10 protein-coding genes are annotated in these 14,715 nt (G+C 28.6%); 3 read left to right on the plus strand and 7 right to left on the minus strand.

Annotated elements, in window-relative coordinates:
* The first annotated feature begins 80 nt into the window (after positions 1–80).
* Complete coding sequence (locus B5464_RS12615; RefSeq protein ID WP_079738655.1) at positions 81–548, plus strand: hypothetical protein; 468 nt, start codon at positions 81–83, stop codon at positions 546–548.
* On the opposite strand, the gene B5464_RS12620 is transcribed toward B5464_RS12615, so the two are convergent.
* From B5464_RS12620 to B5464_RS12640, 5 genes are all read right to left on the minus strand, one after another.
* Entirely contained in the window at positions 545–1,783 is a 1,239-nt protein-coding gene (locus B5464_RS12620; RefSeq protein WP_079738656.1) for a M48 family metallopeptidase, read from the minus strand. The genes B5464_RS12615 and B5464_RS12620 overlap by 4 nt on opposite strands.
* Positions 1,784–1,798: 15 nt before the next feature.
* Positions 1,799–2,593, minus strand: coding sequence for an RNA methyltransferase (locus B5464_RS12625; protein WP_079738657.1), 795 nt, complete (start codon positions 2,591–2,593; stop codon positions 1,799–1,801).
* A gap of 214 nt (positions 2,594–2,807) precedes the next feature.
* The gene (locus tag B5464_RS12630; protein ID WP_079738658.1) at positions 2,808–4,103 is read right to left on the minus strand and encodes an amidohydrolase family protein; all 1,296 of its coding nucleotides are present in this window, start codon (positions 4,101–4,103) and stop codon (positions 2,808–2,810) included.
* 11 nt (positions 4,104–4,114) lie between these two features.
* A complete protein-coding gene (locus B5464_RS12635; protein ID WP_172830885.1) occupies positions 4,115–7,066 on the minus strand; it encodes an amidohydrolase family protein in 2,952 nt (983 codons plus the stop codon).
* Positions 7,067–7,169: 103 nt separating this feature from the next.
* Positions 7,170–8,240, minus strand: a complete 1,071-nt coding sequence (locus B5464_RS12640; protein ID WP_079738659.1) for a DUF3810 domain-containing protein — start codon at positions 8,238–8,240, stop codon at positions 7,170–7,172.
* A 138-nt stretch (positions 8,241–8,378) separates the two neighbouring features.
* On the opposite strand from B5464_RS12640, the gene dnaB reads away from it, so the two are divergent.
* Positions 8,379–9,893: a replicative DNA helicase gene (dnaB, locus tag B5464_RS12645; protein ID WP_077809084.1), complete on the plus strand. Its 1,515-nt coding sequence runs from the start codon at positions 8,379–8,381 to the stop codon at positions 9,891–9,893.
* Positions 9,894–10,040: 147 nt separating this feature from the next.
* Positions 10,041–11,225, plus strand: a complete 1,185-nt coding sequence (locus B5464_RS12650) for an asparagine synthetase B (protein ID WP_079738660.1) — start codon at positions 10,041–10,043, stop codon at positions 11,223–11,225.
* On the opposite strand, the gene B5464_RS12655 is transcribed toward B5464_RS12650, so the two are convergent.
* A complete protein-coding gene (locus B5464_RS12655) occupies positions 11,226–12,950 on the minus strand; it encodes an AraC family transcriptional regulator (RefSeq protein WP_079738661.1) in 1,725 nt (574 codons plus the stop codon).
* A gap of 53 nt (positions 12,951–13,003) precedes the next feature.
* Positions 13,004–14,692, minus strand: coding sequence for an AraC family transcriptional regulator (locus tag B5464_RS12660; protein ID WP_172830886.1), 1,689 nt, complete (start codon positions 14,690–14,692; stop codon positions 13,004–13,006).
* Positions 14,693–14,715: the final 23 nt, after the last annotated feature.

Here is a 14,715-nt window from a genome sequence, read left to right on the forward strand (position 1 = left end):
TGAATTTAAGAATAAGAATTTTAACAAACAAGCATTTCGTTTTCTAAATTAACAGCAGTATTATTTATTATTTTTGAAAAATGAAAAATCTATTACTCGTAACCTTACTAACATTATTTAGTTTTAATTTTTATGCGCAAGAAAATAATAAGAAGCATTTGATTTTCGAAATCCAAAAAAGGAAAATTAATATTGATATAGACGCAGCTCTTTTTGAAAATTTTGCAACAAATATGTACGGATCTAAAAATAAAGATGCCGTAGTTATAGCTTTGTATTTACCGAATTCTTATGAAGATCAAAAGCTAAAAATAGCTAGTACACAAAACGATAAAGTTTGGGCAGAAAAAAGTGCATATGGTAAAAAAGTATATACTACGAATTACGAAATTAGTAAATCTGATAAACGTTATGTAAAATCAGAATATATTATTAGTATGCAAGATAGTTTATGTATATCGTTAACCACAATGTTGCCTTTAAATGCATTAAAAACAGATAAAGAAATGATTAAGGATATAGTAAAATCGGTATTAAAGAAAAACTAACTTTTATTATTTAAATTTAAAACCCTTTCTAATAGAGTAGGATGCGAGTAATGCATAAAAACGTAGGCAGGATGTGGCGTTAAATTATTTAAACTATTTTTAGAAAGTTTTTTAAGAGAGCTTATTAATGGTTTTGCTGCATAGGTTTTTTTTGCGAAATCATCTGCTTGATATTCAAATTTTCTAGAAATAAAATTCATTATTAAATTAGTTATTTCTGTTATGGGTGAATATAAAATTCCGAAAGCAATTAGACCAATATGAAAACTTGGTTTTGTAACACTTAAGGCTTCAGAAAATATCGGATAATTAATAAATAACGATAATGAATAAAGTGTAAATCCTGTTATTAAAATTGACGTAACAAGATTAAAAATGATATGTTTTTTCTTGTAATGCCCAACTTCGTGTGCTAAAACGGCAACAATTTCATCTGTTTCTAAATCATTTATTAGTGTGTCAAAAAGTGTAATTCTTTTTTGAGAACCAAAACCAGAAAAATACGCATTTGCTTTTGTAGAACGTTTAGAGCCATCAATAACAAAAATATTATCGAGTTTAAAGCCAACTTTTTCTGCGTATTTTTCGATAGCAGTTTTTAATTCTCCGTTTTCTAACGGAGTTTGTTTGTTAAAAATTGGCACAATTAATTTTGCATAAAACATATTCATAAACAAAGAAAAGACAGAAACTAAGAGCCAAGTATACAGCCAAAAATTTTCTTTTGTTTGCTGATAAAACCAAATAATTATCGATAAAATAAGTCCGCCAATAATAATTGTCATTAGCCAACTTTTTATTTTATCTAACCAAAAAGTTTTTTTAGAAGATTTATTAAAACCAAATTTTTCTTCGATAACAAATGTTTGATAGTAAGAAAATGGCGTAGTTAAAATATCAGAACCCAACATAATTACACCAAAGAAAATTAGAGCTACAAGAATGTTATTATCCGTAAAACTACGGGCAAAATTATCTACATAGCTAAATCCTTCCAAAATAAAAAAAAGTAAGGTTAAAGTAAATGAAAATGTACTTGTAAGATTAGAGAATATTGCATTTGTCTTTTTATAAGCTTGAGATTTTTTATAGGCAGTTTCTTCGTAAACATCTGCTAATTCAATCGGAATTGTATCATCAAAACATTTTGCGTTTAAGTAATCTAAAATTTTATCGATAACAAAACTAATAATTAGAATCGCAATTAATATGTAAAACAAAGTTGTAGGTTGCATTGTTAATTGATGAGTTTATTTAAAATTTCTTTGTCTTTTTGCTTCAAATAAAACAATTGCAGCTGCTACAGAAACATTCATAGAATCTATTTTTCCTTGCATTGGTATGTTTATATTTTGTGTTGCTTTTTCTCTAAAAACTTCGGTTAAACCTGTAGCTTCTGTACCCACAACAATCGCAGCTCCTTCTGTATAATTTTCTTTATAATATTCATTAGAATTCTGTAAAGTAGTTGCAAATATTTTAATGTTATGCTCTAGTAAAAAAGCAATAATTTCTTCGGATGAACCTACAGCAATTTGATTTGTAAATACACAACCAACACTAGAACGAATAATGTTAGAATTGTACATGTCGCTTTTAGGATTTGCGATAAAAACGGCATCTGCATTTGCGGCATCTGCAGTTCTTAAAATAGCACCAATATTTCCAGGTTTTTCTACACCTTCTGCTACTAAAATTAACGGATTACTAGAAGAGAATTTAATAACGTCTAAAGAAAAGTTTTTAGATTTTGTAACCGCAATGATGCCTTCTGTACTATCTCTGTAAGCTAATTTTTGATAAACTTCTGTAGAGATTTTAATACGGTGAATGTTTTCGTTAAATAGATGTAAGATTTCTTTTTCTGTAATTATATCTTCTACAAACAAAACAGTGTCAAAATTATAATTAGCAGCAATTGCTAAAGAAATTTCTCTTTTACCTTCTATAATAAATAATCCTTTTTTTTTGCGTTTTCTAGACTTTTCTTGAAGTTTTAAAAGGTCTTTAACGTATGTGTTTTGTATGCTTGTAATTTCTTTCATCAATACAAATATACCTATTTATAGGTATTGTAGTAATAAAGATTTTATACAATATTTGTGATGTAATAAAACAATTACTTTAAATTGTTAGACAGATTGTTTTAAGATCCGATTGCTAAGAAAAAGGAGAATTTAAGTATGTTTTATTACTGTTAACTGTTTTTGATTAAAAAGGCTCGCAAATTGCGAGCCTTTTTTTATTTGTAGAAAATTTTTATTTGGTTTTGTACTTGTTAGAATAACGTTTCCAAAGTTTAGTTTGGTGCGTTTCTAAACTTATATCTCTACCTTGTATAAATGCTTTTGATAAAATGTTTCCTCTCATTTCCAATGCATCACCTTCAGAAATAAATAAAGTAGCATCTTTACCAACTTCTAAAGAACCAGCAAAAGAATCGATTCCTAGAATTTTAGCTGTATTTAATGTAATCAATTGTACAGCCTCTTCTTTAGTTAAACCATGTGCTGCAAAAGTACCTGCATAAAATGGTATGTTTCTAGTATTCATACGTTCCATTTGTCCTTCCATACCAACGCTTACAATAATACCTTTATCTAAAAGTGTTTTTGCAACAGTGTATGTAGAATCGTAAGAATCATCTTCATTACCTGGGTTTCTATGTGGTCTTTGTAAAATTACAGACACATTATTTTTTACTAACAAATCGGCTACTTTATCTGCATGCTCTGCATTTACGATTGTAATGTTATTAATACCTAAATTTTTAGCAATGGTAACTGCATCTGTAATTTCTTTTTGTCCGTCTACGTGAATAAAAAGCTTTTTAGAACCGTTAAATAAACCTTCTGTAGCCTGGTATGGTAAATGAGTTTTAGCTTTTTTACCAGCTAAATAGATTTTAGCATTTTTAAAATAAGATTTTATTTCATCTACTTTACCAGCATATCTAGAATCTGGTTTTAAAGCAGGATCTTCGCCTAACCACCATCTACCAGTTGTAAAACTAGAAGGCCAGTTCATGTGAATTCCGTCGTCTGTTTTAATAGAAGCGTCTTCCCAATTCCAAGCATCCAATTGTACAATAGAAGAAGTTCCAGAAATTGTACCGCCTCTTGGCGTAATTTGTGCCATTAAAACTCCGTTAGGTCTCATAGACTCTACAATTTTACTTTCTGCATTGTAGGCTATTAAACTTCTAATATGCGGATTCATTCTACCAATTTCTCTTTGGTCATCACTGGCTTTTACAGCATCAATTTCAACCAAACCTAAAGTTGCGTTTGCAGCAATAAAACCTGGGTAAATATGTTTTCCGGTTGCGTTTATGATAGTTCCTTGTCTAGCTATTTTCATTTTAGCGCTACCAACAAAAGTAATTTTACCATTGTTAAACATTACTAACGAATTTTCAATAACTTTTCCGTTACCAATATGAGCCGTTGCACCTTCAATTGAAAAAGCTTTTGTTTGCTTATCTGCGGGTGTTTGTTGTGCGATACTATTTCCTATAACAAAGAAGAATAGTAAACTATATATAATTTTTTTCATGTTTTCTAGTTTTAAATTTCTTCTAAAGTATCACAATGAAAATCTCTATCTGCTCTTTTCATTGGTACTTTTGTCTTACCACCATTCATTTTTTCGTTAAGCATCATATTAATTAATCTGCTTTTTTCTTCTTTTATAGCAGCTCTTTTTTTGATGTCTTCTTTTCTATCAAAGAAAATTCTACCATCTACAATTGTTTTTTCTGCTTTTGCATAAATAGACATTGGGTGATGGCTCCATAAAACAACATCAGCATCTTTACCTTCTTTAATACTTCCAACTCTATCATCTATATGTAATAATTTAGCAGGATTAATAGTTACGGTTTTCCAAGCTTCTAATTCAGACATTCCACCATACTTCATTGTTTTTGCAGCTTCTTGGTTTAAACGTCTAGACATTTCTCTATCATCAGAATTAATTGCTACAGTTACACCAGCATTATGCATAATTGCCGCATTGTATGGTATAGCATCATTAACTTCGTACTTGTAAGCCCACCAATCAGAAAAAGTAGAACCACCTACACCATGAGCTGCCATTTTATCAGCTACTTTATATCCTTCTAAAATATGTGTAAATGTGTTTACTTTAAAGTTGAATTTTTCTGCAACCTTCATTAACATATTAATTTCTGATTGAACATAAGAATGACAAGAAATAAAACGTTCTCCGTTTAAGATTTCGACTAATGTTTCCATTTCGTCATCTTTTCTGTATGGTTTACCAGTTTTCTTTAAAGCTTCATATTCTCTTGCTCTTGTAAAATAATCTGTAAACATTTGTTCTACACCCATTCTTGTTTGAGGAAAACGAGTTCCGTTAGGACTTCTAGATTGTTTTACATTTTCACCTAAAGCAAATTTTATAAATTTAGGCGAGTTGTCATAAATCATATTTTCTGCATTTTCTCCCCATTTCAATTTAATAATTGCCGAACGACCACCAATTGGGTTTGCAGAACCATGTAATATTTGAGAAGATGTTGTACCTCCAGAAAGGTTTCTGTAAATATTAATATCGTTAGGATCTATAACATCTTCCATAGTAACTTCTGCAGAAGAATTTTGTGCCCATTCATTTACAGCAGATGCAGCAATATGAGAATGTTCATCTACAATACCTGCAGTTAAATGTTTACCAGTACCATCAATTTCTGTAGCTCTTCTTGCTTTTAAATTTTTACCAATTTTTGCAATTTTACCATTTTCTAATAATACATCTGTATTTTCTAAAATACCAGCATCTTCACTTGTCCAAACAGTAACATTTTTAATTAAAATCGTTTTTGTTTCTGGTAAAGAATAATTTCCGAAACCAAGGTTTGGATAACTTACCGGAAGCACAACAACAGGTTGCTCTTTCGATTTTTTACTTTTCTTTTTACTATCTTTTTTTACTTTTTTACTAGCAGACCAAGCTGTTTCGTTACCTAAAGTATCAAAAGCAGTACCTTGCATTACGTTAGCTGGGTTTATAATTTTACCCATCATTCTTGTATAGCCGCTATCTTCATTTAAAGTAATAGAAATCCAATTATCTTTAAATGAAAATTTAGATTTAATCTTTTTGTCACCTAATTTAATAGCTGCGGTTTGTTTTGCTCCTTTACCAGAAATGGTTAAATCGTAACTTTTATTGTTAACAGAAAGCATATAGTTCCCTGTTATATCTTTAATAGAGATATCGTTTATTACATTTTTATCTCCTTGAATCCAGTTTTCATAAATGGTTGTTTTAGCATCAAAAATATCACCAGAAGTAATAATAAAGTTTGCATAACTACCTTGATTTAAATTACCAATATTGTTATTACCAATGATAGTTGCAGGAATTGTAGTTAAAGAAGCTAATGCTTTTTTAGAATCAAAACCGTATTTAATTGCTTTTTGTAAGTTCTTATGAAAAGATTTTACAGATTTTAAAGAACGCGTTGTTAAAGCAAAATTTACTCCGTTTTCTGATAATACTTTTAAATTAGAAGGTTCTTGATTCCATTTACGCATATCTCTTAAAGAAATTTGTTGCGCTAATAAAGGATTAGAAACGTCATATGCATTGCTAAAATTAATAGGAATTATAAAATTGGCATTTGTATTTTTAATATCTGCTATTCTTTCAAATTCGTCTCCAGAACCTACAATTGTATATTGAATACCAAACTCATCACCAACTTTGTCTGCTCTTAAAGCATCTAGTAAATTGCTAGTTTCGAAAATTTGCACTAAATTTTTATTGCTGTTTAAAGCTTCTAAAGCCAAATCTTTATTTTTCATGTTACCATTAGCGTACCAATTAGCATCATTATAAGTTTGTCTTAACAAAGCCATTGCACCCATTCTAGAGCCAGGATATGCTTGTCTAGAAGTTACACTTTTATTAAAAGATAAATATTGAGCAGATTTAGTGTCTAAAATTCTGTAAGCATCAGAAGAATTAGGATTTAAAGCAATTAATAAACCGTTTCCACGAATAATTCCATCATTCATATGTGTATTTACTACACCAAAACCAGCGTTAATTAAATCTTTGGCTTTTTTAGAATCGAAAGAAAAATCTTTAATAGGATTCACATCTGGTCTAATATGATCGTTCCAATAATAACCTTCTCTAGAAGCAGCATATTGCGTTCCTCTAGAATTACCAGATGCTCTATTTGGCTTTTTAATACCAAAATCTGAATATAAATCAATAAAAGAAGGATAAATTGTTTTGCCAGATAAATCTACAATTTTTGCACCTTTTGGTACATTAATAGATCTACCAACATTGGTAACTTTACCATTCTCTATTAATAAAGTTCCTTTTTTAATCACCTTTTCTGGTGTCACATAAATAGTAGCATTGGTAAATGCAACTAATGTGTTGTCTGTAATTTTTACTCCTGCGTCTGTTGGAAAATAATCTTGCGCTTGCATAGAAAAAGCCAACATACACGAGAATAATAAGAGTAATTTTCTCATGAGTTTGAAATAGTTATTTGAATTAATTGCCCTAAATTTAATTAGTTGCATTTTGTTAACTGTTAAATGTGGTTAATTTAACATAAATTTAAGAAAATGAAATTTACTCAATATCATCAAAATAGGTGATTAATAAATCGACAACATAATTGTAAGATTCAATTCCGTTTGTTTGATTATTTGCTTTTAAATAAGAGTTATAGCCTTTTTTTATAATAGGTTCAAACGGGTTTTTGTATTCTTGCCAAAAGTGATAGCTCGCATTAAAATCTTTCGAAATTCCAGGGTTAACCGTTTTCCAAAGTTCCTTGTATTGTTTAAAATCTCTTTTTCTAATTTCTGATATGCAATAACTAAAAGCCATTCTGTAGCTGGCATATTTAAAGTACAAATCGTCATTATAATTTGCCGCTAAAAAACCAATAAAATTCGCTTCATTTTCGGCTGCGAAACCAATTTGATGCGCCATTTCATGACAAATAGTTGTTGGGTATCCTGTTTTCGGAATTCTATTATTTACTTGCGCTTCACCTGTTAACGGATTCAAATAACCAGATGTGCCGTTGTAGGTTTGTATCAAACTCATTAAAGAACTTTTTACAGATTTATATTGATATTTTAATTGCGGAAAATCGGTTTCTAAGTTCTTGTACCCATTAATAGCCATTTTATACATTTCTTTTTGACTATACGGATTTTTAACTTTTAAAGAATCGTTATTTGTTAGCTCAAATTGATATTTATTTAACTTATTAATAATTAATGTTGTGGTAGAAATTAATTGTGCAGTTGTATATTTATTTTGATGATAATTTAAGTTTTTAGCCAAAGGTTCTCTGTAATAATTTAATCCCCAGAAAAGATAAAAACAAAAGTAAATTATTGCTATAATTGCAGTAAAATGAATCATTTTCGGAATAAAATTTTTAAATCGAGTTTTAATTAATCGAAATAAAAAACGAAGGAAAATAAAAAGTAAAAAAGCAATTAAAAGATCGCCAACAGAAAAAGGAATCCAACCTAAAATTATTCTTAAAAATTTAGAAATGTAAGGGTAAATTCCGTTAGAATAATAATGCTCTATAAACGCATTATTCTTTGCCGAAAGCTGCACTAAAAGAATCATTATTGGCAAAGAAAAGGCTAAAAATAAATGTTTTTTATTAAAATTCATATGTGTAAAAATAAGAATTCAAAATAGAAGTTGACTGGTTATTAACAAGATAATAACAATTTAGTTTACAATATTTGTCAACAAATAAATGTTATATATTACAAACATCTAACAAAGTAAAAAAGTACATTTGCAATCATGGAAAAAACGAGTGCAATCGCAGGAAAAAAGATAGACAAGAGTAAAATTATTAGTCTAGAAAAAGGGAAAATCCCGCCACAGGCAGTAGAATTAGAAGAAGCTGTTCTTGGTGCAATGATGATTGATAAAAAAGGAATTGACGATGTAATTGATATTTTAAGTGCAGAAGCATTTTACGATCAAAAGCATCAAGAAGTATACGCTGCTATTTACGAATTGTTTCAAAACTCAGAACCAATCGACTTATTAACAGTATCTAACTTGCTTAGAAAGAATTCTAAACTAGATTTTGTTGGCGGAGATTTGTATTTAATTCGTTTAACACAAAAAGTAGCTTCTTCTGCGCATATCGAGTTCCATGCTCGTATTATTCTTCAAAAATACATCCAAAGAAAATTAATTTCTATATCAAGTGAAATTATAGAAAATGCTTATGATGAAGGTACAGATGTTTTTGACCTTTTAGATGATGCCGAAGGTAAGTTATTTGAAGTAACACAAGGAAATTTAAAAAAGAGTTCAGAAGATGCAGGATCGCTTGTTAAGCAAGCATTAAAAAAGATTCAAGAAATTGGTAACCAAGAAGGAATGTCTGGTTTGGCTACAGGTTTTACAAAATTAGACGCGTTAACTTCTGGTTGGCAACCATCAGATTTAGTTATTATTGCTGCAAGACCCGGTATGGGAAAAACAGCATTTGTAATTTCGATGGCTAAAAATATGGCAATAGATTTTAATCATGGTGTTGCTATTTTTTCTTTAGAGATGTCTTCTGTGCAGTTAATTACACGTATGATTTCTTCGGAAACAGGATTGACTTCAGAAAAATTAAGAAAAGGAAATCTAGAGCCACACGAGTGGGAACAGTTAAATGTAAAAGTAAAACGTTTGTCTGATGCCCCAATATTTATTGATGATACACCATCGTTATCTATTTTCGATTTAAGAGCAAAAGCAAGACGTTTGGTGTCGCAACACAACGTTAGAATCTTAGTAATTGATTATTTACAATTGATGACTGCAGGAGGAAAAGCAGGCGGAAATAGAGAACAAGAAATCTCTATGATTTCGAGAAACTTAAAAGCTTTGGCAAAAGAACTTTCTGTACCGGTTATTGCACTTTCTCAATTATCTCGTGCGGTAGAAACTCGTGGAGGAAGTAAAAGACCTTTATTATCAGATTTACGTGAATCTGGTGCAATTGAACAAGATGCCGATATTGTAAGTTTTATTTTCCGTCCAGAATACTACGGAATGACAGAATGGGATGACGATGACCATTCACCGTGTGAAGGACAAGGAGAATTTATTGTAGCAAAACACAGAAATGGTGGTTTAGATAATATTCGTTTAAAATTTACAGGTCATTTAGCAAAATTCTCAGATTTAGAAGAAGGATTTAGTTCAGAATTTCAATCTTCTATGAATGCAGATTTCCCAGAAGATCCATTTGCCGGAGAAGGAGGCGTAGATCCAAAAGATGCTTTTGGTGATGATGATGTTCCTTTTTAAGTATTAAAGTATTTATAAATTTATAGAAATACACAATTGCTTCTAAAGTAATTGTGTATTTTAGTTTTTAATATGAAGAAACTTCTAACAATATTTATATTTCTATTCGTTTCCAACTCAATTTGGGCATCATTTATATATGTTCCTATGAGTGATGATAATCAAAAAAATCACTTAAAAGCATACGGAATTGTTTATTATTCTTTAGAAGCAGGTTTAAAATCTAAATGGCTTTTAAATTATGATGGCGGCGCATTTTTAATTGAAAATAATAAGATTGTAGAAAATGAATGTAAAATTAGAGGTGTTTCTTATCAAGTAATTTCAGATGCTAAATCACAATTAATTTTACAGAAAATTGCTGCACCTTCTTCAAATCAAGATGCTGTTACCTTAGAAAAAGCGCCCAAAATAGCGGTATATTCTCCTAAAGACAAAATGCCTTGGGACGATGCTGTAACCATGGTTTTAACCTATGCAGAAATTCCTTTTGATGTAATTTATGACAAAGAAGTTTTAGACGATAAGTTGTTGTTGTACGAATGGTTGCATTTGCATCACGAAGATTTTACAGGGCAATATGGCCGATTTTATGGTTCTTTTAGAACGACGCCATGGTATATAGAAGGAAAGCAAAGAGCAGAAAAACTAGCAACCGAATTAGGTTTTAATAAGGTTTCTGAAGAAAAATTAGCTGTAGCAAAGAAAATTAGAGATTATGTAGTTGGTGGCGGATTTATGTTTGCAATGTGTTCTGCTACCGATAGCTTTGATATTGCTTTGTCTGCAGACGGAATTGATATTGCAGAAGCAATGTTTGATGGAGATGCGTCTACACCAAATTATCAATCGAAAATAAATTATAACAAAACCTTTGCATTTAAAAATTTCGATTTAATTAAAAATCCAACAACTTACGAGTTTTCTTCTATTGATATGACAAGAAAACGTAAAATACCTAAAACTTCAGATTATTTTTCTTTGGTAGAGTTTTCTGCAAAATGGGATCCTGTGCCAACGATGTTAACACAAAACCATACAGTTTTAGTAAAAGGATTTATGGGACAAACTACTTCTTTTGATAGAAATACAATTAAAAGTAATGTATTAGTTTTAGGAGAAAATAAAGTGAATAGAGAAGCAAGATATATTCACGGAACAAAAGGTAAAGGGATGTTTACTTTCTACGGCGGACATGATCCTGAAGATTATACCCATAGAGTAGGAGACCCTAAAACCGAATTAGATTTACACCCAACTTCACCTGGTTACCGATTAATTTTAAACAATGTTTTATTTCCGGCAGCCAAGAAGAAAAAGCAAAAAACATAATTATCTTTTTTTTTCTAGTTGTTTGATATAAAAAGAAGGATTCAATTCAGTTTCTTTAAAGAAGGCTTTCGAAAATGTTTCTGCATTTTTAAAACCGACCTCCTTCGCAATTGCATCAATACTAAATTTACGAATGGTAGCATCTTTTTCTAATAAATCTAAGGCATAATCAATTCTCAATTTTCGTAAGTACGTAGAAAAATTACAACCTTTTTTCTGATTGATAACTTTAGAAAGATAATTAGAATTTGTTTCTAATTCTTTAGCAAGTATACTCAGGGTAAGCTTATTATTTGTAAAGTTTTCTGGCTGTTTTTCAAAAGAATCTAACTTAGCAAGCAATTCTGTAATAATAGTTTCGGGTAAGGTTTTCTGAACACTCGTACTAGAGTTTACTGAATAGTCAACTTCTTTTTTATTCTTTAATTTGAGCGTAAGGTTATCAAATTTTTGTTCTTGTTTTTTTCGTTTTCTAAATTGATACAAGAATAATATAAATGATAGAATTAAAACTATCGCAATATAAATTCGTGATTTCTTGTAAAAAGAAACTTCGTTGTTTAATTCTGAAATAATTTTTTGTTTCTCAGCAATTAATTTTGGTCTGTCGTATTCTTCTGTAAATGTTTTAGAGAGGTTTTTTCCAACAGACGCTTGAATACTATCAACAAAAATTTGTTTTTCAATATATTTAAGCTGGTTTTTTAAATCTCCTTTATCCTTATAATGATGAGAAATATAGTTAAAACTATTTTTAACCTTTTTAGAAGGTATTTTAGTTGTAATATATAATGAGTCTACTAAAAAATGATATTTTAAAGCATTTTTCTCATTGTTCAGTTTTTCATAAGATTTCGCAATGTAACTATAACAAAGAGATAAATTCCTATAGTTTTCATCAATTATTAAGTAGGGAATTGACTTTTTAATATTTAAAATAGTTTTTTTGTAAGCACCATTTTCAAAAAAACATCTTCCTTTTAGGTAATAGCAATAACCTTTTAAGAAATTGTCATTTTTTTCATAAGCAAACTCTATTGCTTTATTTATAAAAATATTACTAGAATCAATTTTTTTTAACTTAGCGTATAATATGGATATATTCATTAATACAGCACTATGTTTATTATCAGAAACTTTACTTTTATTCTTTATGTAGTATTGATTACACTCTAATAAAATTTTAAGAGACTCTAAATTTTTTTGATCAAAGTTTTTAAGTGTACTTATTCTAATTTTAAGAAGATAATTTAAACTATCATTTTTATTTTTTTTTAAATTAGATGATGCTAAAATATAATTTTTTAAAGAGACATTGAACAATTCATTATTAAAGAATAAATTTCCTTTTTTTAAAAATGCATAAGTGGGATACATTTTATTTGGATTCAATTTAGTTTTACTAATTAAAGAGTCTAAATAATTTATATAAATAGAATCATTTTTATAAACTTCACTTAAATAATACTTCCCGTCAATAGCGTTTACAGTATCTTTTTCCTTGAGCGCTTTATTAAAATAAAAATGGGCAAACTTTTTAGCTTTTAAGGAATCTGTAAATTTATATTCATAATATTTATCACTTAATTCATCAAACGTGTAGTTTTCAATATTTTTAGAATTCTGGGCAATTGTATTAAAACTGCCAAGAAACAAAAGGAATGAAGTTATGTGTAAAACTATTTTCAAAGGATTGCTTTTTCTTTTTTCAATGCGAAAATACATTTTTATTTATTTTCGTAAACAAGTGCTTTAGTTTTAAGTTTATTTTAAAAACACTACTTCTTCTTTTTTAGTTGTTTGATATAAAAAGAAGGATTTAGTTCAGTTTCTTTAAAGAAAGCTTTCGAAAATGTTTCTGCATTTTTAAAACCGACCTCCTTCGCAATTGCATCGATACTAAATTTACGAATGGTAGTATCTTTTTCTAATAAATCTAGGGCATAATCAATTCTCAATTTTCGTAAATAAGTAGAAAAATTACAACCTTTTTTCTGATTGATAACTTTAGAAAGATAATTAGAATTTGTTTCTAATTCTTTAGCAAGTATACTCAGAGTAAGCTTATTATTTGTAAAGTTTTCTGGCTGTTGTTGAAAAGAATCTAACTTAGCAAGCAATTCTGTAATAATATTTTCAGGTAAGGTTTTCTGAGTATTTGTATTAGAGTTTACTGAATTTTCAACTACTTTTTTATTTTTTAATTTGATTGTAAGGTTATCAAATTTTTGTTCTTGTTTTTTTCGTTTTCTAAATTGATATAGAAATAATATAAATGATAGAATTAAAACTATCGCTATATAAATTCGTGATTTCTTGTAAAAAGAAACCTCGTTGTTTAATTCTGATATGATTTTTTGTTTTTCAGCAATTAATTTGGGCCTGTCGTATTCTTCTGTAAATGTTTTAGAGAGGTTTTTACTTCTTATATTTAATATACTATCGACCTTCAGGTATTTATTAATGTATTTGAGTTGATTTTTTAAGTCTTGTTTATTTTTGTAATGATTAGAAAGATAATTATAACTATTTTTAACTTTATTAGAAGGTATTTTCGTTTTATTATATATAGAATCTATTAAAAAATAATATTTTAAAGCTTCATTTTTATTATTTAATTTGGTATGAGATTTTGCAATTAAATTGTACACCTTAAACAAAATTCTATAATTTTCATCTTCTACGATATAGGGTATCGATTTTTTTAAGTTTTCTATTGTTCCTTCATAGTTTTGTTCTCTAAAATTAATAGTACCCCTTCCATAAAAGCAATATCCAATAAATATATTCTCATTTGTTTTTTTCGCGTATTTATTTGCTTTTTCATTAAAAATTTTAGCTGAATCAATATTTTCTAAATTCAAATAAACTTTTGATGTGTTAATTAGAAGTGAAAAATAATTACTAGGTTCAATTTTTAGTTTATTTTTTTCATAATACCTTAAACACTCTAAATAAAGTTTTTTTGTTCTAATAAACTTTTTATTATCATAATTTAAAGCAGCAATATTTTTTTTTATGATGAATTCTAGGCTATCGTTACCGTGAATCTCAACCTCTTTAAGAGCAGAGATCCAGTTTTCTAATGATAAGTTTTTATTCTCTTTATGAAAATAAAATAAGCCTTTTTCTAAATAAGCATAAGTAGGATACATTTTATTTGGATTCACTTTAGTTTTACTAATTAAAGAATCTAAATAATTTATATATATAGAATCGTTTTTATAAACTTCGCTTAAATAATACTTCCCGTCAATAGCCTTAACTGTATCTTTTTCCTTAACCGCTTTATTAAAATAAAAATTGGCAAACTTTTTAGCCTTTATAGAGTCTGTAAATTTATATTCGTAATATTTATCACTTAGTTCATCAAACGTATAATTTTCAAATTTTTTAGAATTCTGGGCAATTGTATTAAAATTGCCAAGAAACAAAAGGAATGATGTTATGTGTAAAACTATTTTCAAAGGAGTGCTTTTTCTTTTTTCAA

Source organism: Polaribacter sp. KT 15 (genome assembly GCF_900143115.1).
In the GTDB taxonomy this organism is placed as follows: Bacteria; Bacteroidota; Bacteroidia; order Flavobacteriales; family Flavobacteriaceae; genus Polaribacter; species Polaribacter marinaquae.

Bases quoted from the DNA above. Each gene is read 5' to 3' on its own strand.
- B5464_RS12615 (WP_079738655.1), top strand. From the start codon at position 81: ATGAAAAATCTATTACTCGTAACCTTACTAACATTATTTAGTTTTAAT.
- B5464_RS12620 (WP_079738656.1), bottom strand. From the start codon at position 1,783: ATGCAACCTACAACTTTGTTTTACATATTAATTGCGATTCTAATTATT.
- B5464_RS12625 (WP_079738657.1), bottom strand. From the start codon at position 2,593: ATGAAAGAAATTACAAGCATACAAAACACATACGTTAAAGACCTTTTA.
- B5464_RS12630 (WP_079738658.1), bottom strand. From the start codon at position 4,103: ATGAAAAAAATTATATATAGTTTACTATTCTTCTTTGTTATAGGAAAT.
- B5464_RS12635 (WP_172830885.1), bottom strand. From the start codon at position 7,066: ATGAGAAAATTACTCTTATTATTCTCGTGTATGTTGGCTTTTTCTATG.
- B5464_RS12640 (WP_079738659.1), bottom strand. From the start codon at position 8,240: ATGAATTTTAATAAAAAACATTTATTTTTAGCCTTTTCTTTGCCAATA.
- dnaB (WP_077809084.1), top strand. From the start codon at position 8,379: ATGGAAAAAACGAGTGCAATCGCAGGAAAAAAGATAGACAAGAGTAAA.
- B5464_RS12650 (WP_079738660.1), top strand. From the start codon at position 10,041: ATGAGTGATGATAATCAAAAAAATCACTTAAAAGCATACGGAATTGTT.
- B5464_RS12655 (WP_079738661.1), bottom strand. From the start codon at position 12,950: ATGTATTTTCGCATTGAAAAAAGAAAAAGCAATCCTTTGAAAATAGTT.